We start from the raw sequence: 22,939 nt of genomic DNA, 5'->3' as shown, positions 1-22,939 counted from the left end.
ACGCGCGGCTTCGTGGGGTGAGGTCATCAGGGCCTCCTCCAGACTCGTCCGTCGCGGGCCATCATCGCGTCGGCGGACGGCGGCCCCCAGGTGCCGGAGTCGTAGTGGTCCGGCTTGCCCTTCTTGGCCCAGTGCGCGATCACGGGGTCGAGGATCTTCCACGAGAGCTCCACCTCCTCGTGCCGCGGGAACAGCGGCGGGTCGCCGAGCAGGACGTCGAGGATGAGGCGTTCGTAGGCCTCGGCGCTGGCCTCGGTGAACGAGCCGCCGTAGGCGAAGTCCATGTTGACGTCGCGGATCTCCATCGCGGTGCCCGGGACCTTGGCGCCGAAGCGCATCGTCATGCCCTCGTCGGGTTGTACGCGGATCACGAGCGCGTTCTGCGAGAGATCCTCGGTCGCGGTCTGCGAGAACGGCAGGTGCGGCGCCCGCTTGAAGACGACCGCCACCTCGGTGACGCGACGCCCGAGGCGCTTGCCGGTGCGCAGGTAGAACGGCACCCCTGCCCAGCGGCGGGTGTCGACGTGCACGGTGATCGCGGCGAACGTCTCGGTGGTGGAGGTCTTCTTGATGCCCTCCTCCTCGAGGAAGCCGATGACCTTCTCACCGCCGGCCCAGCCCGCGTCGTACTGCCCGCGCGCGGTGGTCAGGTCGAGTCGCGGCGGCAGCTGCGCGGAGGCCAGCACCTTCTGCTTCTCGTGCCGCAGGCTCTCGGCGTCGAAGGCGATCGGCTCCTCCATGGCGACCAGGGCCATCAGCTGGAGGAGGTGGTTCTGGATGACGTCGCGCGCGGCGCCGATGCCGTCGTAGTAGCCGGCCCGGCCGCCGATGCCGATGTCCTCGGCCATGGTGATCTGCACGTGGTCGACGTAGTTGGAGTTCCAGATCGGCTCGAACATGTTGTTGGCGAAACGCATCGCCAGGATGTTCTGGACCGTCTCCTTGCCGAGGTAGTGGTCGATCCGGAAGATCGAGCCCGACGGGAAGACGCCGGCCAGGATGTCGTTGAGCTCGCGCGCGGACTCGAGGTCGTGGCCGAACGGCTTCTCCACGACCACGCGGCGCCACTGGTCGTCGCCCTCGAGGTCGGCGAGCCCGTGCTCCTTGAGCTGGCCCACGACGGTGCCGAAGAACCCCGGCGGGATCGCGAGGTAGAAGGCCATGTTGCCGCCGGTGCCGCGCAGCTGGTCGAGCTCCTCGACGGTGCGGCGGAGCTGCTCGAAGGCCTGGTCGTCGTCGAAGTTGCCGGGCACGAAGCGGAAGCCCTCGGCCAGCTGCTTCCACACCTCCTCGCGGAACGGCGTACGCGCGTGCTCCTTGACCGCGTCGTGCACGATCTGGGCGAAGTCCTGGTCCTCCCAGTCGCGGCGTGCGAAGCCCACCAGGCTGAAGCCTGGCGGAAGCAGGCCACGGTTGGCGAGGTCGTAGATCGCCGGCATGATCTTCTTGCGCGACAGGTCGCCCGTCACGCCGAAGAGCACCATCCCGCACGGGCCGGCGATGCGCGGCAGCCGCCGGTCCTGCGGGTCGCGCAGCGGATTCGTCGCGGTCATCAGTGTCGGTTCTCCTGGTAGTAGCCGATCAAGGACTGCGTGGACCGGTCCTGCTGCGACGCCACGTCCGCGTCGCCGGACACCGCCGGGCGCAGCTGTTGCGCGAGCTGCTTGCCGAGCTCGACGCCCCACTGGTCGAAGCTGTCGATGCCCCAGACCGCGCCCTGGACGAACGTGATGTGCTCGTAGAGCGCGACCAGCTGCCCCAGTACGGCGGGGGTGAGCGCGGGCGCCATGATCGAGGTGGTCGGACGGTTGCCGGGGAAGGTGCGCGCGGGCACCAGCTCCTCGGGCACCCCCTCGGCGCGCACCTCGTCGGCGGTCTTGCCGAAGGCGAGCGCCTGCGTCTGGGCGAAGAAGTTGGCGAGCAGCAGCTCGTGCACGTCAACGCTCTCGCCGTCGTGGTCGTCGACGAGGGCGTACGCCGGGCGCGCGAAGGCGATGAAGTCGGCCGGCACGAGCCGGGTGCCCTGGTGGATGAGCTGGTAGAACGCGTGCTGGCCGTTGGTGCCCGGCTCGCCCCAGAACACCTCGCCGGTCTCGTAGCCGACCGCCGCGCCGTCCCACCGCACGCCCTTGCCGTTGGACTCCATGGTGAGCTGCTGGAGGTAGGCCGGGAACCGGTGCAGCAGCTGCGCATAGGGGAGCACGGCGTGGGTGTGGGCGCCGAGGAAGTTGGTGTACCAGACGTTGAGCAGGCCCATCCGCAGCGGCACGTTGGCCGCGGGAGGAGCCGTGCGGAAGTGCTCATCCATGGTGTGGAAGCCCGCCAGGAGGTCCGCGAAGTGGTCGGGGCCGATGGCGATGACGAGCGACAGGCCGATCGCGGAGTCCATCGAGTAGCGACCGCCGACCCAGTCCCAGAAGCCGAAGGCGTTGTCGGTGTCGATGCCGAAGTCGGCGACCTTGTCGAGTGCCGTGGAGACCGCCACGAAGTGCTGCGCGACCGCATCAGCCGGGTCGCTACCGGCGGGCAGGTGCTCGAGCAGCCAGGCCTTGCAGAGCCGGGCGTTGGTCAGCGTCTCGAGGGTCCCGAAGGTCTTGCTGGAGACGATGAAGAGCGTGGTCTCGGGGTCGAGCCCGGTCAGCTTCTGGCCGGCGTCGGTCGGGTCGATGTTGCTGATGAACCGGCAGGAGAGCCCGTCCTGGCGGTAGGGCTCGAGCGCCTCGTAGGCCATCACCGGGCCCAGGTCGGAGCCGCCGATGCCGATGTTGACGACCGTCTCGATGCGCCGACCCGTCACGCCGGTCCACTCACCCGACCGCACGCGCTCGGCGAAGGCGTACGCCCGGCCCAGCACCTCGTGCACGTCGGCCACCGCGTCCTGGCCGTCCACCGTCAGTGACGCGTCGGCCGGGAGGCGCAGCGCGGTGTGGAGCACCGCGCGGTCCTCGGTGACGTTGATGTGCTCGCCGGCGAACATGGCGTCGCGGCGCTCGGCCACGCCCACCTCGTCGGCGAGGCGCAGCAGCGTGGCGTCGACGCCGTCGTCGAAGAGGTTCTTGGACAGGTCGACGAACAGGTCACCCGCCCGCAGGGTCTGGTGCGGCACCCAGTCCGGGTCGTCGGCGAGGTGCCGGCGCAGGTCCAGGTCGTAGCCGTCGGCGAGGCGGGCCAGCTGGGCCCACGCCCCGGTGCTGGTGGGGTCCACCGGCCCGCTCCCGCTCATGCCCGTGCGGCCTCGAGCGACGCCGCCAGCGTGGTCTGCAGCTCGTCCCAGGCGACGACGAACTTGTCGACGCCCTCCTTGATCAGCACGTCGATCACGTCTTCGTAGTCGATCCCGGCGTCGGCCAGCGCCTGCATGTGGGCGGCGGCGTCGTCGTAGAAGGGCCGGATCCGGTCGCCCCGCACCTCGCCGTGGTCGGCGACGGCCTCGAGCGTCTTCTCCGGCATGGTGTTGACGGTGTCCTCCACGACGAGGTCGACGACGTACATCGTGTCGTCGTAGTCGGGGTTCTTGACCCCGGTCGAGGCCCACAGGGGGCGCTGCTTGCGGGCGCCCTCGGCCTCGAGCTTCTCCCAGCGGGGACCGCTGAAGAACTCCTCGAACATCTGGAAGGCCAGGCGCGCGTTGGCGACCCCGGCCTTGCCCCGGAGCGCGGGGTCGGTGCCGGGACCCTCGGTGGTGGCCTCGAGCCGCTTGTCGATCTCGGAGTCGACACGCGAGACGAAGAAGGACGCGACCGAGTGGATGTCGGCCAGGTCGTGCCCGTTGTCGAGGGCCTTCTCGAGGCCGGAGACGTAGGCCTCCATGACGTTGCGGTACTGGTCGAGGCCGAAGATCAGCGTGACGTTGACAGAGATGCCGGCGCCGATCGTCTCGGTGATGGCCGGCCAGCCCTCCGGGGTCCCGGGGATCTTGATGAGCACGTTGGGCTCGCCCACGATCTTCCACAGCTCGGCCGCCTCGCTCACCGTCGACTCGGTGTTGTGCGCGAAGCCGGGCGAGACCTCGATCGAGACGCGACCGTCGACGCCGTCGGTGGCGTCGAAGACCGGGCGCATCACCTGGCACGCCTCCCGCACGTCGTCGGTCGTGATGGCCTGCGTGGCCTTGTCGACATCGGCACCCGCGGCCGCGAGCTCGCGGACCTGGGCGTCGTAGCGCTCGCCCTTGGCCAGCGCGGCCTGGAAGATGGCCGGGTTGGTGGTCACGCCGACCACGTTGCTGGTCTTCACGAGGTCGGCGAGGTTGCCGGTCTCCAGGCGCTCGCGCGACAGGTCGTCGAGCCAGATGGACACCCCGGCGTCAGCCAGGGCCTTGAGACGGTCGTTCATGGAAGCCTCCGTGGTCGTGCGTCGGGAGTGGTCTGTGGCGGGTCAGGCGTTGACGACGGCGATGCTGTCGCGCGCCGCGTCGGCGACCGCCTGGGCGGTGATGCCGAACTCGGTGTAGATCCGGGCGTAGTCGGCCGATGCGCCGTAGTGGTCGATGGAGATGATCCGGCCGTTGTCGCCGACGAGCTCGCGCCAGCCCTGCTTGACACCGGCCTCGACGGAGACGCGGGCCTTGACGGTCGGCGGGAGCACGGTGTCGCGGTAGGACTCGTCCTGCTCCTCGAACCACTCCAGGCACGGCAGCGAGACGACGCGCGCGTCGACGCCGTCCGCGGCGAGGAGCGTGCGCGCCTGGACCGCGAGCTGGACCTCCGACCCGGTGCCGATGAGGATCACGTCGGGCGTCGCCTTCTCGGCGTCGATCAGGACGTAGCCGCCGCGGGCGACGCCCTCCGTCGACGCGAAGCCGTCCTCGCCACGCGGGAAGACCGGCACGTTCTGCCGGGTCAGCGCGAGTGCGGCCGGCCGGTCGGTGTGCCCCAGGATGGTCTGCCAGGCGGCGACCGTCTCGTTGGCGTCCGCCGGTCGTACGACGTCGAGGCCGGGCATGGCGCGCAGGGCCGCGAGGTGCTCGATCGGCTGGTGGGTCGGGCCGTCCTCGCCGAGGCCGATGGAGTCGTGGGTCCAGACGTAGGTGACCGGCAGCCTGCTCAGCGCCGCCACCCGCACGGATCCCCGCATGTAGTCGGAGAAGGTGAGGAAGGTGCCGCCGAACACTCGGGTGAGCCGGTCGGCCGCGATGCCGTTCATGATCGCGCCCATGCCGTGCTCGCGGATGCCGAAGTGGAGGACCCGGCCGGCGTGGGGGTCGGTGCTCCACTCGCCCACCTCGGCGACGACGGGACCGACCGACGGGGCACTCGTGATGGTGGTGTTGTTGGAGCCGGCCAGGTCGGCCGAGCCGCCCCAGAGCTCGGGAAGCACAGGAGCCAGGGCGTTGATCACCTTGCCGGAGGCGGACCGGGTGGCGACGCCCTTCTCGTCGGCGGGGAACGTGGGCAGTGCATCGCCCAGGTCGGCGGGCATCTCACGGTGCTCGAGCCGGTGCAGCAGCTCGGCCGACTCGGGGTGGGCCGAGGACCACGCGGCGAACTTCTCGTCCCACTCCGCCTTCCACGCTGCGCCGCGCTCACGCAGCTGGCGGGTGTGGTCGAGCACGCCCGGCGGGACCTCGAAGGTCTGGTCGGGGTCGAAGCCGAGCACCGTCTTGGTGGCGGCGACCTCGTCGTCGCCGAGCGCGCTGCCGTGGGCGGCCTCGGTGCCCTGGGCGCTGGGGGCGGGCCAGGCGATGACGGTGTCGAGCACGATCAGCGAGGGCTGGTCGGTGACCGAGTGCGCCTTGCGCACCGCCTTGTAGAGGGCGGCCACGTCCTCGACGTACTCCGTGCCTCCGTTGGTCCAGTCGACGGTCTGCACGTGCCAGCCGTAGGCGACGTAGCGCGCAGCGACGTCCTCGGTGAACGCGATGTCCGTGTCGCCCTCGATCGAGATCTGGTTGCGGTCGTAGATGAGGGTGAGGTTGCCTAGCTTCTGCGTGCCGGCGATGGAGCTCGCTTCGGAGCTGACGCCCTCCTCGAGGTCGCCGTCGGAGGCGATGGCGTAGACCTGGTGGTCGAAGAGCCCCTCGCCCGGCGTGGTGTCGGGATCCAGCATGCCGTGCACGCGGCGACCCGACAGGGCCATGCCGACAGCGTTGCCGACACCCTGTCCGAGCGGTCCGGTCGTCACCTCGACGCCGGCCGTGTGGCCGAGCTCGGGGTGGCCGGGAGTCTTGGAGCCCCAAGTGCGCAGGGCCTTGATGTCGTCGAGCTCGAGGCCCCATCCACCGAGGAAGAGCTGGTTGTAGAGCGTGATGCTGGAGTGACCGCACGACAGCACGAAGCGGTCGCGGGCCAGCCACTCCGGGTCGGCGGGGTCGTGCCGCATCACCTTCTGGAACAGCAGGTACGCCACGGGTGCGAGGCTCATGGCGGTGCCGGGGTGGCCGTTGCCGACCTTCTGCACAGCGTCCATCGCGAGGACCCGGGCCGTGTCCACGGCACGCTGGTCGACGTCGTCCCACTCAAGGGTGGCGGGCAGTGCGGACTTCTCGGTCAACGCAGTTCCTCTCGTGGAGTGCAAACCTTGAACAGGCAGGGTGCAGCCGGGATCACATGCGGATCGGGTGGCCTCGACTGCGAGCCTATCGCCGTGGCCGAGTAGACTCGACCCCACCCGAGGGTCCCTCCGGACGCCGCATTTGAAGGCTGTTCATCCTTCGGTTCCCAGAAGCTCGCGTCCTATCCCAAGAGGTCCTCATCGTGTCCCAGGCCGGTCCGCACGCCGATGCGTCCGCCCGGCCGACCGGTGACGACGCCGTGGGCGCGGACGGGACCGCGGCGGAGGAGTCGAAGAGCTGGCGCGACGTCATCGGTGCGTACGTCGGGCTGACCAAGCCGCGGGTCATCGAGCTGCTGCTGCTCACGACCGTCCCGGTGATGTTCTTCGCCGAGCGCGGCATCCCGGCACTGGGCCTGGTGGCCGCGACCGTCGTCGGCGGCGCGCTGTCGGCCGGGTCGGCCTCTGCCTACAACTGCGTCTACGACCGCGACATCGACGAGCAGATGCGTCGTACGCGTCGCCGCGCACTGCCGCGCCACATCGTCTCCCCGGTCTCGGCGCTGGTGTTCGCCACCGTGCTCGCCGTGCTGTCGACGGTGGTGCTCGGGCTGTGGGTCAACTGGCTCTCCGCCGGCCTGTCGGTGCTGGCCAACGCGTTCTACGTCTTCGTCTACACGATGCTGCTCAAGCGGCGCACCACCCAGAACATCGTCTGGGGCGGGCTGGCGGGCTGCTTCCCGACGCTGATCGGCTGGACCGCGGTCACCGGCGAGCTGGCGTGGACGCCGGTCGTGCTGTTCCTCGTCGTCTTCTTCTGGACGCCCCCGCACACGTGGGCGCTCGCCCTGCGCTACCGCGAGGACTACCGCAACGTCGACGTGCCGATGCTGCCCGTGGTGAGGTCCGCGTCCGAGGTCGGTCGCCAGATCGTGGTCTACAGCTGGGTGATGGTGGCCACCTCGCTGCTGCTGTGGCCGGTCGCCGGCACCAGCCTGGTCTACCCCGTGGCTGCTGCCGTCCTGGGCGCGGTCTTCCTCGTCGAGGCCCACCGCATGTGGTCACGCGCGCGCAGGTCCGACGCGCTCAACGAGATCAACCCGATGCGCCTCTTCCACGCCTCGAACCTCTATCTCTCGCTGCTCTTCGTGGCGGTGGCGCTCGACCCGCTGCTCGGCCGCTAGTCCATCTCGCGACCTAGCACGCGCTGGTACTGCCTCGCAGCCGAATCCTGTGGTCTCGGAGGAACCCTAGAGAACTCCTTGAGAGTTCCTTCCGTGTTCAGGACGCAGATGTCTCGTTCAATCGTTGACACGGGGGAGACGCAGGGTCTGCCCCGGCAACCTGGGGAGCAACTGCACCATGACATCTGCACCACACGCACGTCCGTCCGAGCCTTCGGACACCCAAGGAACAAGCTCGAGCCGGCGTGGGGAGAACGCCGGCCACCGTCGCGTCCCGCGGGCGATCAGCCGGGTGCTGACGCTCGTCGTCGCCGTGGGCTTCGCGGTCGTCGGCATCGCCGGTGCCGCCAGTGCCCACCACAACACCATCTCCGGCAAGGTCGCGTGCGCGTCCAGCGGTGGCTGGGCCGTCACGTGGACGGTCGTCAACAGCGAGCAGATCACCGAGACGATCACGTCCTCCAACCGCGGCGTCGTGGCGGTCGGCACCCAGCTGGGCGCCCGGCAGACCAAGACCTTCACCGAGACCGTCACCACCAGGCCGGGCTCGCCTCTCACGCTGACGCTCGGGGCCAGGTGGAGCAACAACACCACCGCGAACAACTCCGGCAGCATCCCGGTCGTCGAGTTCAAGGACGACTGCATCGTCACCCAGGTGACTGCGCCGACCGTGCCGGTCATCGACGACTGCGGCCCGGGCAACGCCCGCTTCGACACGGTGCCGAGCGGCCCGTGGACGTCCGTGCTCAACGCGGACGGCAGCCTCACCGTCACGGCCAACCAGGGACACCGGTTCACCGACGGTCAGTCCTCGGTCACCTACCCGACCCCCACCGACAGCAACCAGCCGTGCCCGGTGGTGACCCCGCCGGTCGTCACCCCGCCCGTCGTGACCCCGCCCGTCGTGACTCCGCCGGTCGTCGTCACCCCGCCCGAGGTGCTCCCGGCCCAGGTCCGCGTCATCAGGGCCGCGGCCAGGAACATCGACAAGTGCGGCCGCGCCAGTGACCTGTTCAAGGTCGCCGAGCGGACCGGCGTCGTCTACCGGGTCAACGGCAAGGTCGTGCGCCAGGGCGTCTGGGTGAAGGCGAAGACCCGCACGGTCACCGTCCGTGCCACGACGGTCGATGCGTCCTACGCGCTGAAGGGCAAGCAGGTCTGGAAGATGACCTTCACCCGCAACGCGTGCGCGCAGGCGCCGGAGGTCTCTCCGAGCACCGGTTCGTGATGCGTCGCACCGCGCTCGCGCTCGTGGTGCTGTGCGCGTCGGTGCCGATGTCGGTCGGTCAGGGTGCGGCGCATGCCGCCGCCCCTGACCGGCTGCAGATCGCGAGGACGGGCACCGACGCCGCCGTCATCAAGGTCCCGGCCCGCAACGACACGCTGGCCGTGGGGTCGCGCCTCAACGGCGCCGTCTACACCTGGGCGCAGGGCGATCCGCCGTGCGACCCGACCGGCAGCACCGTGTACGCCGGCCACGCCTGGCGGGCCGGCAACGGCGTCGCCGACAGGTGGGGGCAGCTCCGCCGCGGCGACGTCGTCCGGGTCGCCGGCTGCCGCTTCAAGGTCACCGCGCGCGAGTTCTGGCCGGCGAAGCGCCGGATGGGATCGCTCTACTCGGTCTCGGGCCCGGCCCGGATCGTGCTCGTCGGGTGCAAGGCCGACGACTACTCCAAGCGCACCGTGGTCTTCGCCCGCAAGATCGGGCGCTGACCGCGGTCGACCACGGCCGACGCCGCGACCGGGACGCTACGGCGTCCGGGTCGCGGCGTCGCTCTGTGCGTGGCCGTCGGCGCGTGCCTCGAGGCCCGCGTCGTGGGGCAGGACGGCCAGTGCGACCCGGGCCAGCCCGGCCGCGAGGAGGGCGGCCCCGAGCATGTGGAGGGCGACCAGCGCGATCGGCAGGTCCAGCCAGTACTGGACCCACCCGAGCACGCCCTGCAGCACCTCGATGAGGAGCACCAGTCCGGTGACCCTCGCCAGCCACGTGTGCCCGCCGCGCACGGCGACCGCCAGCAGCACGACGGTCAGCGCCACGAGGACGTAGACCGAGAGCGCGTGCGCGTGGGAGATGGTGGACGGGTCGAGGCCGTTGCGCGGCGACTCAGTGTCACCCGCATGCGGTCCGGCACCGGTGACGACGGTCCCGAGGTAGAGCACGACCCAACCCGACGCCAGGGTGGCCCAGGCCAGCCCCCGCGGCAGGGGCGGCGCGGCGTCACGCTGCGGACTGCGCAGCTCGTCGACCAGCGCGACGCAGACCATGATCATCGCCATCGACAGCAGGAAGTGTCCGGCGACGATCCAGGGATTGAGGTCGGTCAGCACCGTGATGCCGCCGATGACCGCCTGCAGCGGGATCCCGAGCCCCACCACCAGCGCCAGCCGGGTCGCGCGGCGGTGCCGGGCGCCGAGTGCGGCGAGGAAGCACAGCACCGCCACGGCGGCCAGCGCGAAGGTGAGCAGCCGGTTGCCGAACTCGATGGCTCCGTGCAGGCCGAGCTCCCCGTGCGCGACGTACGACGCGTCCGTGCACCGCGGCCAGGTGGGGCAGCCGAGCCCCGAGCCGGTCAGGCGCACGGCCGCACCGGTCACCACGATGCCGATGTTGGCGACCAGGTTCGCGATCGCGAGCGGCCAGAGGTACCGGGCAAGCCGGTCGAGCACGACGTTCATCATTCCCACCTGAAGGTGCGGGCCGTGAGCACTGTGCCGACGACGGCCCAGGCCGCCAGCACGAGGAGTGAGCGGCCGTCGATGCTGGCGTCCACGAGTGCCGCGCGCATCGCCTCGCCCAGGGCCGCGGACGGCAACCAGGCGATGAAGGACGACGCGGCGCCGTAGGTGCTCGTCGGCAGGACGACCCCGCCGCCGGCCATGAGCAGCAGGTAGACGAGGTTGGCGAGGGCCAGCGTCGCCTCGGCGCGGAGCACGCCGGCGACGAAGAGACCGAGCGCGGCGAAGGCCGCAGTCCCGAGAGCGACCGCGAGCAGGACCCCGACCAGCGTGCGCGGGGGGTGGGTCAGTGTCGGCTCCCAGCCGAGGACCAGGCCCACGACCACGAGGACCACGAGCTGGAGAAGGACGACGTTGAGGAGTGCGAGGACCTTCCCGAGCAGCAACCCGTGACGTGGCAGGGGCGAGGACCCGAGGAGCTTGATGACGCCGTAGCGACGCTCGAAGCCGGTCGCGATCGCGATGGAGGTGAAGGCGGTCGACATCACCGCGAGGGCGAGCACGCCCGGGGTGAGGACGTCGACGGCCCGGTGGCCGTCGAGGTCGATCCCGATGCGCCCGGCTGCAGCCACGCCCCCGACGAGCACGATGACGGGGATCACGATCGCCAGCAGCAGCTGCTCACCGTTGCGCAGCATCAGCCGCGCCTCCATGCGCGACTGGGCGAGCACCATCCGCGACAGGGGCGCCCCGCCGGGAGCGGGTGTGAAGGTGCTGCTCATGAGGCCAGCTCGCGTCCGGTGAGCTCGATGAAGACGTCCTCGAGGTTGCGCTGACCCAGGTTGAGGGTCTGCGGCAGCACGTCGTGCTCCTCGCACCAGCGCGACACCCGACCGAGGGTCATCGCGTCGGCGGGCCCGTGGATGAGCATGCTGACCTCGTCGAGCTGGCGCACCTCGGTGCCCGGGCCGAGCTCGGCGCGCAACGACTCGGGCGCGCCGTCGGGGAAGGGCCGGTTGACGACGAGGCGGATGGTGGCCGAGCGCCCCTCGCGCGTGAGCTCGGCGGGTGTGCCGCTGGCGATCACCCGGCCGTGGTCGATGATGTGGATCCGGTCGGCGAGGTGCTCGGCCTCGTCCATGTGGTGCGTGGTGAGCACGACGGTCACCCCGTCGGCGCGGATCTCCTCCATCAGCTCCCACGTCGTACGCCGGGCCTGCGGGTCCATCCCGGCGGTCGGCTCGTCGACGAAGACCAGCTCCGGGCGACCGACCAGGGCGATCGCGAGGCCGAGCCGCTGCTGCTGGCCGCCGGACAGGCGCCGGTAGGGCGTCTTGCCGCAGTCGGCCAGGCCGAGCCGCTCGCTCAGCATGGCCGTGTCGAGGGGGTGGGCGTGCAGGGCGGCCATGTGCTCGAGCATCTCGTGCGCCCGTACGCCGCTCCAGGCACCGCCGGCCTGCAACATCACGCCGATGCGGGGGAGGAGGGCAGCGCGCTCACGCTGCGGGTCCAGGCCCAGCACCCGGACGGTGCCCTGCTGCGGCACGCGATAGCCCTCGCAGGTCTCGAGGGTGGTGGTCTTGCCGGCGCCGTTGGGGCCGAGCACAGCGGTGATCGAGCCTCGGGCCACCTCGAGCGACAGGCGGTCCACGGCCACCTTGTCGCCGTACGTCATCACCAGACCGTCGATCTCTACGGCGGGGGAGGCGGCTGACACCTCACCAGTCTAGGGAGGGCTTCGCACCCCGAAGGCGGGGGTGCCGGTCAAGATCGAGCGTCAACCGTCACACAAGTCTTGACGGACCCGCGCCCATGCCTTTGTGTGAGGGGGCTCGCGACGGGTCGCAACCCGGCCCTCGCGTGTCCGGTGAGCCGTGGGCTCCCCGGCCCCGGAAAAAGCTGGAGGAACAGTGTCGATCCACTTCACCCGGCGAGGCGCGCAACGCGGCCTCGCCCTCCTGACGGCAGCCGCCGTCGTCTGCGGCCTCGCCGCCGGCGTGCAGAGCGCCAACGCCGCGCCGAGCAAGTCCGACCAGGCGCTGACGGTCGCCCCGGCGCCCAAGGCCGCCAACCTCAGTGCCGGCCGCTACGTCGTCGTGCTCGCCGATCCCGGCGCCGCTCGCTACGACGGCGGTGTCAAGGGCCTCAGGGCCACGGCCGCGGCCAACGGCAAGAGCTTCGACGCCCAGTCGGCGAAGGTCGCCGACTACTCGGCCTACCTGACCGGTCGGCAGAACGGCATCGCGCGCAGCGTCGGTGCTGAGGTGATGAGCCGCTCCACGCTCTCCGCCAGCACCTTCACCTCGCGCCTCTCCAGCAAGCAGGCGACCGATCTGTCCCAGTCGCGCGACGTGCTGATGGTCGTCAAGGACGAGGCCTTCAGCCTCGACACCTACAAGTCCCCCGAGTTCCTCGGCCTGGTCGGACCCAACAACACGCCCGGCGTGTGGGCGGACAAGGGTGGCGTCGCCACCGCCGGTGAGGGCACCGTCGTCGGCATCCTCGACTCCGGCATCTGGCCCGAGTCCGCCTCCTTCGCGGGCTCGAAGATCGACCGGAACCCGACGGGGCCGTTCGGCCTCTACCGCAAGGGCAACACGATCTACATGAAGAAGGCCGACGGCGGCACCTTCCGCGGCGTCTGCCAGCCGGGTGAGAAGTGGAACGTGGACGACTGCAACAGCAAGATCGTCGGCGCGCGCTACTACGCCGACGCCTTCCTCGACAGCGTGCCGCCGCAGGAGCGGTTCGGCGCCGAGTTCATCTCGACCCGCGACGGTGACGGACACGGCTCCCACACCGCCAGCACCGCCGCCGGCAACTACGGCGTCCCCGCCTCGGTGGAGGGCCGCACGTTCGGCAACGTCAGCGGGATGGCGCCGGCGGCCAAGATCGCGGCCTACAAGGTCTGCTTCAGCGACCTCGACCCCGACACCGGTGGCTGCTACACCTCCTCGACCCTCTCCGCGGTCGACGACGCCATCGCCGACGGCGTGGACGTCATCAACTACTCGATCTCCGGTGCGACCGACACGGTCGTCGACGCTGTCGAGTACGCCTTCCTGGGTGCCGCAGACGCCGGCATCTTCGTGGCCGCGTCCGCCGGCAACAGCGGACCGACCGCCTCGACCGTCGCCCACAACAGCCCGTGGCTGACCACGGTCGCGGCGTCGACCCACGTGAACTACGAGAACACCGTGGTCCTGGGCGCCCCGTCGAACGCGAAGTTCAAGGGCGCGTCGATCACCGACCAGACGGTCCCCTCCACGACGATCGTCAACGCCAGTGCGTCCGGCGTCGCGGGAGCCGATGCCACGGCTCTCGACCGCTGTGGGCCGAACGTCCTCGACCCGGCCAAGGCCGCCGGCAAGATCGTCGTCTGCACCCGTGGCACCTATGACCGCGTCGCCAAGAGCGCCGAGGTCAAGCGGGCCGGTGGCATCGCCATGGTCCTCGCCAACCCCGATGCGGGCCAGAGCCTCGACGCCGACTTCCACTCCGTGCCGACGATCCACGTCGACAAGGCGGCCGGTGACGCGATCAAGGCGTACGCCGCGACGGCCGGGGCCACCGCCTCGTTCGAGCTCACCAACACGACCGGCGTCGAGACGCCGCTCCCGCAGGTCGCCGGGTTCTCCTCGCGCGGCCCGGCCATCGCCAACAGCTCCGACGTCATCAAGCCGGACATCTCGGCCCCCGGCGTCAGCGTGCTGGCCGCGGTGGCACCGCCGTCCGGTGGGGGTCGCAACTTCGACCTCTACTCCGGCACCTCGATGTCCAGCCCGCACGTCGCGGGCCTGGCGGCCTTCATCCTGGGTGAGAACCCCGGCTGGAGCCCGATGGCGGTGAAGTCGGCGATGATGACGACGGCCTACGACCTCAAGAAGTCCGACGGCACGCCCGACACCAACCCGTTCAACCAGGGTGCCGGACACGTCGACCCGGAGAAGTTCTTCCGGCCCGGCCTGGTCGTCGAGTCCCGCAAGGCCGACTGGGACCGGTTCATCGTCGGCCAGGGTCTGCCCCTGCCCGGTGTCGCCCCGATGGCGGCGACGGACCTCAACATCCCGTCGATGGCCAAGGGCCAGGTGACCGCGAGCATCGCGATCTCCCGGACCTTCACGGCGCTCGAGGCCGGCACGTGGGACGTCGCGGCGGTCGTCCCCGGGTTCGACGTGGTGATCGACAAGCCGAGCATCACGCTCGCGAAGGGTGCGTCCGAGACGGTGAAGTTCACCTTCACCAAGAACGACAGCGCCGTCCTCGGGCAGTTCTCGTCGGGCTTCGCCACGCTCACCGGTCCCACGACGCTCCGGCTGCCGGTCGCCCTGCGACCGGTGTCGGTCTCGGCCCCGGCCGAGGTCACGGCCTCGGGTGCGGGCGGTAGCGCCGACGTGGCCATCACGGCCGGCTTCAGCGGTCAGCTCGACGTCAAGCCGAGCGGGCTCGCCCTGGCGACGTCCAACGCGGGCAACCTGGCGGTCGGCACGGTCTACGACGACGCGGTCACGATCGAGGCGGGCACCAAGTTCGCCCGGTTCGACGTCGACGCCACCAACAACGGGGCGGACCTGGACCTGTACGTCTACCGCCTCAACGACGCGGGCGTCCCGGTCGCCCTCGCCGGCCAGTCGGCCACGGGGTCGGCGGACGAGCGGGTCACGCTGACCAACCCGGTGGCGGGCAAGTACCTCGTCGAGGTCGACGGCTACGCCACGGCCACCGGCGAGAGCACGATCGCCTACCGCTACGACCGCTACCTGGTCACGCCGGCGACGGTGCTCGGCGGGTTCAAGGCCGACCCCGACCCGGTCACGGTCGTGCAGGGGCAGCCCACCACCTTCAAGGCGGTGTGGTCCGGTCTGGGTGCCGGTCGCTACCTGGGCGCGTTCGAGTACGACGGGGCGCTCGCCCCGACGTTCGTCACGGTGACCGTGCCGTGACCTGAGCACCACCAGCACCACGCCGGCGGGCGTGACTCCTCCCAGGGGTCACGCCCGTCGGGCGCACCCGGGCCCAGGCAGTTAGGTGACCCTTGCTTGAACGGGCCCGGGTATTAACGTCACACTGGCGTTGTGGAATTCACCAGGACGGCCGCGACCCCCGACGGGGACGCTCCCACGCGTGACCGTGTGGCGCGCACGATCCTGGAGAACGGGCCGTCCACCGCGGCCGACCTGGCGGGTCGTCTCGACCTCACGCCCGCTGCCGTACGACGTCATCTCGACCACCTCGCCAGCGAGGGCACGGTGGAGTCGCGTGAGCAGAAGGTCTACGGCGCGCGCGGCCGGGGCCGACCGGCCAAGGTGTTCGCGCTGACCGAGTCGGGCCGCGACAGCTTCGACCAGCAGTACGACGACCTCGCCGTGCAGGCGATGCGCTTCATGGCCGAGACGCAGGGCGAGGAGGCGGTCGTGGCCTTCGCCCGCCGCCGGGTCGCCTTCGTCGAGCGCGACTACGCCGCCGTGGTGGCGCTCGACCCCGAGCTGACCCCCGCGGAGGCGCTGGCGAAGGTCTTCACCCAGCAGGGGTACGCCGCCTCGGTGCGCGAGCTACCCATGGCCAACGGCCAGAGCGCAGGGGAGCAGCTGTGCCAGCAGCACTGCCCCGTCTCCCACGTCGCCCACGAGTTCCCGCAGCTCTGCGAGGCCGAGACCGAGGCGATCGCCGCCGTGCTCGGCACTCACGTCCAGCGGCTGGCGACCATCGCCCACGGCGACGGCGTGTGCACCACCTGCATTCCCCAGAACCTGAAGACAGACCTCAAGACGGACCTCACCAAGGAGCAGTCATGACCCAGAACCTGAGCATCGAAGAGCGGAACCCCGACCTCAAGGGCATCGGCCGCTACGAGTTCGGCTGGTCGGACTCCGACGCCGCCGGCTCCGTCGCCAAGCGCGGCCTCAGCGAGGACGTCGTCCGCAACATCTCGGGGCTCAAGAGCGAGCCGCAGTGGATGCTCGACCTGCGCCTCAAGGGGCTCAAGCTCTTCCACCGCAAGCCCATGCCCACGTGGGGCTCGGACCTCAGCACGATCGACTTCGACAACATCAAGTACTTCGTGCGCTCGAGCGAGAAGCAGGCCGCCACCTGGGACGACCTGCCCGAGGACATCAAGAACACCTACGACAAGCTCGGCATCCCCGAGGCGGAGAAGCAGCGCCTCGTCTCCGGCGTCGCCGCACAGTACGAGTCGGAGGTCGTCTACCACTCGATCCGCGAGGACCTCGAGGAGCAGGGCGTCATCTTCGTCGACACCGACACCGCGCTGAAGGAGCACGAGGAGCTCTTCAAGGAGTACTTCGGCACCGTCATCCCGGTCGGTGACAACAAGTTCTCGGCCCTCAACACCTCGGTGTGGTCCGGCGGCTCGTTCATCTACGTGCCGAAGGGCGTCCACGTCGACATCCCGCTGCAGGCCTACTTCCGGATCAACACCGAGAACATGGGCCAGTTCGAGCGGACGCTGATCATCGCGGACGAGGACTCCTACGTGCACTACGTCGAGGGCTGCACCGCGCCGATCTACTCCTCGGACTCGCTGCACTCCGCGGTCGTCGAGATCATCGTCAAGAAGGGCGCCCGGGTGCGCTACACGACCATCCAGAACTGGTCGAACAACGTCTACAACCTCGTCACCAAGCGCGCCACCTGCGAGGCCGGCGCCACGATGGAGTGGGTCGACGGCAACATCGGCTCCAAGGTGACGATGAAGTACCCCGCCATCTACCTCATGGGCGAGCACGCCAAGGGCGAGACGCTCTCCATCGCGTTCGCCGGCGAGGGCCAGCACCAGGACGCCGGCGCCAAGATGGTGCACGCAGCCCCGCACACCTCGAGCTCGATCCTGAGCAAGTCGGTGGCGCGCGGCGGCGGTCGTACGTCCTACCGCGGCCTGATCCAGGTCAACGAGGGTGCCTACGGCTCCAAGTCCAACGTGCTGTGCGACGCGCTGCTGGTCGACCAGATCAGCCGCAGCGACACCTACCCGTACGTCGACATCCGCGAGGACGACGTGTCGATGGGCCACGAGGCGAGCGTCTCCAAGGTCTCCGACGACCAGCTCTTCTACCTCATGTCGCGCGGCATGGAGCAGGACGAGGCGATGGCGATGATCGTGCGCGGCTTCGTCGAGCCGATCGCCAAGGAGCTCCCGATGGAGTACGCCCTCGAGCTCAACCGCCTCATCGAGCTGCAGATGGAGGGCGCGGTCGGCTGATCCTCCGGGATCCGCACCGCCCCGCCGTCCACGCAACGTTCCCACGAAAGAGAAGTAGTGACAGTCACTGAATCCGTACGCTCCGCGCTGGAGCAGGACAAGGTCGAGAGCCACCTCAACCCCGTCGGCTCCTTCGACGTCGCCGACCACCCCGTGCCCACCGGGCGCGAGGAGATCTGGCGCTTCACCCCGCTCAAGCGGCTCAAGGGCCTGCACGCCGACGCCGAGTTCATGCCGTCGGCCACCTCGTGCACGTGGAACACCCCCGCCGGTGTCCACATCGAGGGCGTCTCGGGCGAGGAGGCCCGGACCCTGCGCGGCATCTCCGGCCTCGTGCCCAACACCCGCCACGCGGCCCGGATCCTCGCCGAGGTGCCGGCCACGCTGCTGATCGACGTGCCGGCCGACACCGAGGTCTCCGAGCCCGTCGTCGTCGACCTCCACGGCGAGGACGTCGCGGTGACCGAGGCCGGTCACGTGGCCATGCGCTTCGGAGCCCACAGCAAGGCCATCGTGGTGCTCAACCACACCGGCTCCTCCACCGTCGCCGCGGTCGTCGAGATCGTGGTCGGTGACGGTGCCGACGTCACGGTCGTCTCGATCCAGGACTGGGCCGACGACGCCGTGCACCTGGCCCACCACCAGGCGCTCGTGGGACGCGACGCGACCTACAAGCACGCGGCGATCTCCTTCGGTGGTGACCTGGTCCGGATGGACGCCAACGTGACGTACGACGGCCCCGGTGGGTCCGCCGAGCTGCTCGGCCTCTACTTCGCCGACGCCGGCCAGCACATCGAGCACCGGATCTTCGCCGACCACAACGCGCCGCACACCAAGTCCAACGCCATCTACAAGGGCGCGCTGCAGGGCGACAAGGCGCACACCGTGTGGGTCGGCAACGTGCTGATCCGCAAGGTTGCCGAGGGCATCGAGACCTACGAGGAGAACCGCAACCTCGTCCTCACCGACGGCTGCCGCGCCGACTCGATCCCCAACCTCGAGATCGAGACCGGAGAGATCGAGGGCGCCGGGCACGCGTCGGCCACCGCCCGCTTCGACGACGAGCAGCTCTTCTACCTCCAGTCGCGCGGCATCTCCGAGAAGGAGGCGCAGCGACTGGTCGTGCACGGCTTCTTCAACGACCTGATCCGCAAGGTCGGCGTGCCCTCGATCGAGGAGCGGCTGCTGAGCACGGTCGAGGCCGAGCTGGCCAAGAACGTCCTGAAGGAGCTCTTCTGATGGCCTTCGAGCGCGTGTGCGCGCTGGACGAGGTCCCCAGCGACCAGGCCCTGGCGATCACCCTCGGGCGCTACGACCTGGCCATCGCCCGTGACGGTGACGAGGTCTTCGCCGTCGAGGACGTGTGCAGCCACGCCGAGGTCGCGCTGAGCGAGGGCGAGGTCGCCCGCAACGACGGCGGCTGCCAGATCGAGTGCTGGCTGCACGGGTCGATGTTCGACCTGCGCACCGGCAAGCCCACCAACTTCCCTGCGACCGAGCCGGTCGCCACCTTCCCCGTCGACGTACGCGCCAGCTCCAACGGCACCAGTGACGTCTACGTCGACACCGAGACCACCCTGAACGGAGTCACCCCCGCATGAAGCTCGTCATCACCGACCTGCACGTCACCGTCGAGACCGAGGACGGCCCCAAGGAGATCCTGAAGGGCGTCACCCTCACCATCAACGAGGGTGAGACCCACGCGATCATGGGCCCCAACGGCTCCGGGAAGTCGACGCTGGCCTACTCCATCGCCGGCCACCCCAAGTACACGATCACCGGCGGCTCGGTCACCCTCGGCGACCAGGACGTCCTCGCGATGTCGGTCGACGAGCGGGCCCGCGCCGGCCTGTTCCTCGCCATGCAGTACCCCGTCGAGGTCCCCGGTGTCTCGGTGTCGAACTTCCTGCGCACCGCCAAGACCGCGATCGACGGCGAGGCCCCCAAGCTCCGCACGTGGGTCAAGGACGTCAACGCGGCCCTGCAGCAGCTCAACCTCGACCCGACGTTCGGCACCCGCAACGTCAACGAGGGCTTCTCCGGTGGCGAGAAGAAGCGCCACGAGATCGCGCAGCTCGAGCTCCTCGACCCGCAGGTCGCCGTCCTCGACGAGACCGACTCCGGCCTCGACATCGACGCGCTCAAGGTCGTCTCCGAGGGCGTCAACCGCTTCCGGGCGCGCGAGGGCAAGGGTGTCCTGCTGATCACCCACTACACCCGCATCCTGCGCTACATCGAGCCCGACTTCGTCCACGTCTTCGTCGACGGCAAGGTCGCCGAGTCCGGCGGCAAGGAGCTGGCGGATGCGCTCGAGGCGAACGGCTACGACAAGTACCTCAACCCGGCATCGGCCTGACACCTCCGTCGGTCGAGGAGGTCGCGCAGCGACCGTCACGAGACCAGGTGCTGAGAAAGGAATGACCATGGAAGGACTGCTCCCGGATCTCGACGTGATCCGCAAGGACTTCCCGATCCTCGAGCGTGTGCTCGCGGGCGGGCAGCCGCTGGTCTACCTCGACAGCGCCAACACCTCGCAGAAGCCGCAGATCGTCATCGACACGATGGTCGACCACCTCGAGCGGCACAACGCCAACATCGCCCGCGCCATGCACCAGCTGGGCGCGGAGTCGACCGAGGCGTACGAGTCGGCGCGCGACAAGGTGGCGGCCTTCCTCAACGCCCCGTCGCGCAACGAGGTCATCTTCACCAAGAACGCCACCGAGGCGCTCAACCTGCTCGCGCGCACGATCGATCTCGGCCCCGGCGACAACGTCGTGATCACCGAGATGGAGCACCACTCCAACATCGTGTCGTGGCAGCTGGCCTGCGAGCGGTCGGGCGCCGAGCTGCGGTGGTTCGGCCTCACCGACGGCGGCGAGCTCGACCTGGGCAACGCCGACCGGCTCATCGACGAGCACACCAAGGTCGTCGCCTTCACGTGGGTGTCCAACATGCTCGGCACCATCAACCCGGTCGTCGACCTGGTGGCGCGCGCCAAGGCGTTCGGTGCCCTCTCGGTGATCGACGCGTCGCAGGCGGCGCCGCAGCTGCCGGTCGACGTACAGGCAGTGGGCTGCGACTTCCTGGTGTTCACCGGCCACAAGGTCTGCGGACCCACCGGCATCGGCGTGCTCTGGGGCCGCGAGGCGCTGCTCAACGAGCTCCCGCCCTTCCACGGCGGTGGCGAGATGATCGAGACGGTGACCATGGCGCGCTCGACCTACGCCAAGGTGCCGCACCGCTTCGAGGCCGGCACGCCCCCGATCGTCGAGGCGGTCGGACTCGGTGCGGCCGTCGACTACCTCGGCCACATCGGTCTCGACGCGATCCACACGCACGAGCAGACCATCACGCGCTACGCCCTCGAGGGGCTGCAGAGCATCCCGGGGCTGTCCGTGATGGGCCCGCTCGACGCCACGCAGCGTGGTGGCGCGATCTCCTTCGAGCTCGAGGGCGTCCACCCCCACGACATCGCCCAGGTCCTCGACTCGCGGGGCGTGGCCGTACGGGCAGGCCACCACTGCGCCAAGCCTGCGCACGCGCGCTTCGGGGTCCAGAGCTCGACGCGGATGTCGTCGTACCTCTACACGACGCCCGCCGAGATCGACGCTCTCGTCGAGGCACTCCACCACACCCGCAGCTACTTCAAGGTGGGCTGACCCATGAGTGCCGAGCTCGACAACCTCTACCAGGAGATCATCCTGGACCACTACAAGAACCCGCACCACAAGGGCCTGCGCGAGCCGTTCGAGTCCGAGGTGCACCACGTCAACCCGACCTGCGGCGACGAGGTCACCCTGCGCGTGCACCTGGCCGGAGGGGTCGTGGAGGACGTGTCCTACGACTCCGTCGGCTGCTCGATCTCGCAGGCGTCGGCCTCCGTGCTGGCCGACCTGGTGATCGGCAAGCCGGTCGACGAGGCGATGACGATCCACCAGACCTTCCTCGAGCTCATGCAGGGCAAGGGGCAGGTCGTGCCCGATGAGGACGTCCTCGAGGACGGCATCGCGTTCGCCGGTGTCGCCAAGTTCCCTGCACGCGTGAAGTGCGCGCTGCTCTCCTGGATGGCGTGGAAGGACGCGACCGCCCAGGCCCAATCCGAAGGAGTGACGTCATGACCGAGTCCGTTGACCAGCAGATCGACCACAGCGACCTGCCCGAGGTCCCCGAGGCCACCGGTGGCGGGACGTCGACGGTGACCGTCGACGACGTCACCGAGGCGATGAAGGACGTCGTCGACCCCGAGCTCGGCATCAACGTCGTCGACCTCGGCCTGGTCTACGGCGTGCACATCGACGAGGGCTCCAACGCCGTGCTCGACATGACGCTGACCTCGGCCGCCTGCCCGCTGACCGACGTGATCATGGACCAGACCAACGCCGCCCTCGAGGGCCTGGTCAACGACGTCGCGATCAACTGGGTCTGGATGCCGCCGTGGGGTCCGGACAAGATCACCGACGACGGTCGCGAGCAGCTCCGCGCCCTTGGGTTCAATGTCTGACACGGCTCTGGCCTGCTGATATTGCGTGGCGGCGGGGGTCGGCACAGGCGCACACTTCAGCCGTGCTCAACCCCCACCCCACGCGCTACGCCGACCTCAACGGCGTGCTCCACGACCTCGTGACCGGCGCCCAGGCAGCGCTCGGCGAGTCGTTCGTCGGCGCCTACCTGCAGGGCTCGTTCGCCCTCGGTGCGGGTGACCTGCACAGCGACTGCGACTTCCTCGTCGTGGTCCGTGACCGGCCGGACGCGGAGCAGGAGGCCGCCCTGAGGGCGATGCACCGTGACATCCCGCACCGCGGCGGCTTCTGGCACGAGCACCTCGAGGGGTCGTACGCCGTCCTGGACGACCTGCGCACTGTCGACGGGCTGGGCCGCGAGTGGCTCTACGTCGACCACGGCTGGGACGAGATGTCGTGGTCCGAGCACTGCAACCAGCCCTGGACGCGGTGGATCCTGCGCGAGCACGGCATCACGCTGGCTGGGCCGTGCCCGGTCGAGCTGGTCGACCCGGTGCCGACCGACGTGCTGAGGGGCCAGGCCCGCGCGGGGCTCGCGAGCCTCAGCGACGACGTCCTCAGCTGGTGCCCGCCGAGCCTTGCCTGGTGCCAGCGCTACCTGGTGATCCAGTCGAGCCGCAGCCTCTACACCGTGCGCACCGGCGAGGTGGCCAGCAAGCGCGACGCGCTGCGGTGGTCGATGATGCACGCCGACCCGCGGTGGCGACCGCTGCTGCAGCAGGTGCTGGCCGACCGCGAGCTGGGCTGGGACCCGGAGGACCCGCCGAGGCCCGGCTCGCTCGACGCGGCGCGGGAGTTCGCGGCCTACGTCGCAGCCGTCGCGTGAGGCTCGGCCCACTACCCTCGGT

General features: G+C 69.9%; 20 protein-coding genes. 13 read left to right on the top strand and 7 right to left on the bottom strand.

Translation table 11 applies throughout. The features are described 5' to 3' along the window. Positions 1-26: 26 nt before the first annotated feature. The 4 genes from zwf to tkt are packed head-to-tail and all read right to left on the bottom strand — an operon-like array spanning position 27 to position 6,492. Positions 27-1,553 (bottom strand): glucose-6-phosphate dehydrogenase, encoded by a 1,527-nt coding sequence (gene zwf / locus BM127_RS13705; RefSeq protein WP_091199366.1) that lies wholly within the window; start codon positions 1,551-1,553, stop codon positions 27-29. Continuing rightward, the gene (gene pgi / locus BM127_RS13700) at positions 1,553-3,223 is read right to left on the bottom strand and encodes a glucose-6-phosphate isomerase (protein ID WP_091199365.1); all 1,671 of its coding nucleotides are present in this window, start codon (positions 3,221-3,223) and stop codon (positions 1,553-1,555) included. Before pgi ends, zwf begins: the two co-directional genes overlap by 1 nt. Continuing rightward, positions 3,220-4,335 carry a transaldolase gene (gene tal, locus BM127_RS13695; protein WP_091199364.1) on the bottom strand — a complete coding sequence of 372 codons (1,116 nt, stop codon included), beginning with the start codon at positions 4,333-4,335 and terminating at the stop codon, positions 3,220-3,222. The genes pgi and tal overlap by 4 nt, the downstream gene beginning before the upstream one ends. A gap of 42 nt (positions 4,336-4,377) precedes the next feature. Next, positions 4,378-6,492 carry a transketolase gene (tkt, locus tag BM127_RS13690; RefSeq protein ID WP_091199363.1) on the bottom strand — a complete coding sequence of 705 codons (2,115 nt, stop codon included), beginning with the start codon at positions 6,490-6,492 and terminating at the stop codon, positions 4,378-4,380. Between the two features lie 260 nt (positions 6,493-6,752). On the opposite strand from tkt, the gene BM127_RS13685 reads away from it, so the two are divergent. From BM127_RS13685 to BM127_RS13670, 3 genes are all read left to right on the top strand, one after another. Continuing rightward, positions 6,753-7,676 carry a heme o synthase gene (locus BM127_RS13685; RefSeq protein ID WP_175507407.1) on the top strand — a complete coding sequence of 308 codons (924 nt, stop codon included), beginning with the start codon at positions 6,753-6,755 and terminating at the stop codon, positions 7,674-7,676. 292 nt (positions 7,677-7,968) lie between these two features. Further along, a complete protein-coding gene (locus BM127_RS22300) occupies positions 7,969-8,904 on the top strand; it encodes a hypothetical protein (RefSeq protein ID WP_175507404.1) in 936 nt (311 codons plus the stop codon). Next, positions 8,901-9,389, top strand: coding sequence for a class F sortase (locus BM127_RS13670; RefSeq protein WP_139227736.1), 489 nt, complete (start codon positions 8,901-8,903; stop codon positions 9,387-9,389). Before BM127_RS22300 ends, BM127_RS13670 begins: the two co-directional genes overlap by 4 nt. A gap of 36 nt (positions 9,390-9,425) precedes the next feature. Here BM127_RS13670 and BM127_RS13665 read toward each other — a convergent pair whose 3' ends face one another. From BM127_RS13665 to BM127_RS13655, 3 genes are read right to left on the bottom strand one after another with little or no spacing between them, the layout of a single operon-like run. Continuing rightward, positions 9,426-10,352 (bottom strand): COX15/CtaA family protein, encoded by a 927-nt coding sequence (locus BM127_RS13665; protein ID WP_231263384.1) that lies wholly within the window; start codon positions 10,350-10,352, stop codon positions 9,426-9,428. Continuing rightward, positions 10,352-11,134 carry an ABC transporter permease gene (locus BM127_RS13660; RefSeq protein ID WP_101228876.1) on the bottom strand — a complete coding sequence of 261 codons (783 nt, stop codon included), beginning with the start codon at positions 11,132-11,134 and terminating at the stop codon, positions 10,352-10,354. The genes BM127_RS13665 and BM127_RS13660 overlap by 1 nt, the downstream gene beginning before the upstream one ends. Next, complete coding sequence (locus tag BM127_RS13655) at positions 11,131-12,069, bottom strand: ABC transporter ATP-binding protein (RefSeq protein WP_231263385.1); 939 nt, start codon at positions 12,067-12,069, stop codon at positions 11,131-11,133. The genes BM127_RS13660 and BM127_RS13655 overlap by 4 nt, the downstream gene beginning before the upstream one ends. A 193-nt stretch (positions 12,070-12,262) precedes the next feature. On the opposite strand from BM127_RS13655, the gene BM127_RS13650 reads away from it, so the two are divergent. The 10 genes from BM127_RS13650 (at position 12,263) to BM127_RS13605 (ending at position 22,917) form a co-directional block, all read left to right on the top strand. Beyond that, positions 12,263-15,295 carry a S8 family serine peptidase gene (locus BM127_RS13650; RefSeq protein WP_091199357.1) on the top strand — a complete coding sequence of 1,011 codons (3,033 nt, stop codon included), beginning with the start codon at positions 12,263-12,265 and terminating at the stop codon, positions 15,293-15,295. A gap of 132 nt (positions 15,296-15,427) precedes the next feature. Continuing rightward, positions 15,428-16,147: a helix-turn-helix transcriptional regulator gene (locus BM127_RS13645; RefSeq protein WP_091199356.1), complete on the top strand. Its 720-nt coding sequence runs from the start codon at positions 15,428-15,430 to the stop codon at positions 16,145-16,147. After that, entirely contained in the window at positions 16,144-17,571 is a 1,428-nt protein-coding gene (sufB, locus tag BM127_RS13640) for a Fe-S cluster assembly protein SufB (protein WP_091199355.1), read from the top strand. Before BM127_RS13645 ends, sufB begins: the two co-directional genes overlap by 4 nt. Before the next feature lie 57 nt (positions 17,572-17,628). Next, positions 17,629-18,810 (top strand): Fe-S cluster assembly protein SufD, encoded by a 1,182-nt coding sequence (sufD, locus tag BM127_RS13635; protein ID WP_091199354.1) that lies wholly within the window; start codon positions 17,629-17,631, stop codon positions 18,808-18,810. Then, positions 18,810-19,172: a non-heme iron oxygenase ferredoxin subunit gene (locus BM127_RS13630; protein WP_091199353.1), complete on the top strand. Its 363-nt coding sequence runs from the start codon at positions 18,810-18,812 to the stop codon at positions 19,170-19,172. The genes sufD and BM127_RS13630 overlap by 1 nt, the downstream gene beginning before the upstream one ends. Beyond that, complete coding sequence (sufC, locus tag BM127_RS13625) at positions 19,169-19,927, top strand: Fe-S cluster assembly ATPase SufC (protein WP_091199352.1); 759 nt, start codon at positions 19,169-19,171, stop codon at positions 19,925-19,927. The genes BM127_RS13630 and sufC overlap by 4 nt, the downstream gene beginning before the upstream one ends. 67 nt (positions 19,928-19,994) lie before the next feature. Further along, positions 19,995-21,230 (top strand): aminotransferase class V-fold PLP-dependent enzyme, encoded by a 1,236-nt coding sequence (locus tag BM127_RS13620; protein ID WP_372476652.1) that lies wholly within the window; start codon positions 19,995-19,997, stop codon positions 21,228-21,230. 3 nt (positions 21,231-21,233) lie between these two features. Further along, positions 21,234-21,689: a Fe-S cluster assembly sulfur transfer protein SufU gene (gene sufU / locus BM127_RS13615; RefSeq protein WP_091199350.1), complete on the top strand. Its 456-nt coding sequence runs from the start codon at positions 21,234-21,236 to the stop codon at positions 21,687-21,689. Beyond that, positions 21,686-22,072: a metal-sulfur cluster assembly factor gene (locus tag BM127_RS13610; protein ID WP_091199349.1), complete on the top strand. Its 387-nt coding sequence runs from the start codon at positions 21,686-21,688 to the stop codon at positions 22,070-22,072. Before sufU ends, BM127_RS13610 begins: the two co-directional genes overlap by 4 nt. A 62-nt stretch (positions 22,073-22,134) precedes the next feature. Then, complete coding sequence (locus BM127_RS13605; RefSeq protein ID WP_091199348.1) at positions 22,135-22,917, top strand: aminoglycoside adenylyltransferase domain-containing protein; 783 nt, start codon at positions 22,135-22,137, stop codon at positions 22,915-22,917. Positions 22,918-22,939: the final 22 nt, after the last annotated feature.

This window comes from Nocardioides alpinus, assembly GCF_900112035.1.
GTDB classification, from domain to species: Bacteria; Actinomycetota; Actinomycetes; order Propionibacteriales; family Nocardioidaceae; genus Nocardioides; species Nocardioides alpinus.
The sequence above is the reverse complement of the archived record's forward strand: the minus strand, read 5'-3'. Positions and strand labels throughout refer to the sequence as shown.

Coding starts and splice junctions, on each gene's coding strand:
- sufC (WP_091199352.1), top strand. CDS start 19,169: ATGAAGCTCGTCATCACCGACCTGCACGTCACCGTCGAGACCGAGGAC.
- BM127_RS13665 (WP_231263384.1), bottom strand. CDS start 10,352: ATGAACGTCGTGCTCGACCGGCTTGCCCGGTACCTCTGGCCGCTCGCG.
- tal (WP_091199364.1), bottom strand. CDS start 4,335: ATGAACGACCGTCTCAAGGCCCTGGCTGACGCCGGGGTGTCCATCTGG.
- BM127_RS13630 (WP_091199353.1), top strand. CDS start 18,810: ATGGCCTTCGAGCGCGTGTGCGCGCTGGACGAGGTCCCCAGCGACCAG.
- BM127_RS13660 (WP_101228876.1), bottom strand. CDS start 11,134: ATGAGCAGCACCTTCACACCCGCTCCCGGCGGGGCGCCCCTGTCGCGG.
- BM127_RS13620 (WP_372476652.1), top strand. CDS start 19,995: ATGGAAGGACTGCTCCCGGATCTCGACGTGATCCGCAAGGACTTCCCG.
- zwf (WP_091199366.1), bottom strand. CDS start 1,553: ATGACCGCGACGAATCCGCTGCGCGACCCGCAGGACCGGCGGCTGCCG.
- BM127_RS13610 (WP_091199349.1), top strand. CDS start 21,686: ATGACCGAGTCCGTTGACCAGCAGATCGACCACAGCGACCTGCCCGAG.
- sufB (WP_091199355.1), top strand. CDS start 16,144: ATGACCCAGAACCTGAGCATCGAAGAGCGGAACCCCGACCTCAAGGGC.
- pgi (WP_091199365.1), bottom strand. CDS start 3,223: ATGAGCGGGAGCGGGCCGGTGGACCCCACCAGCACCGGGGCGTGGGCC.
- sufU (WP_091199350.1), top strand. CDS start 21,234: ATGAGTGCCGAGCTCGACAACCTCTACCAGGAGATCATCCTGGACCAC.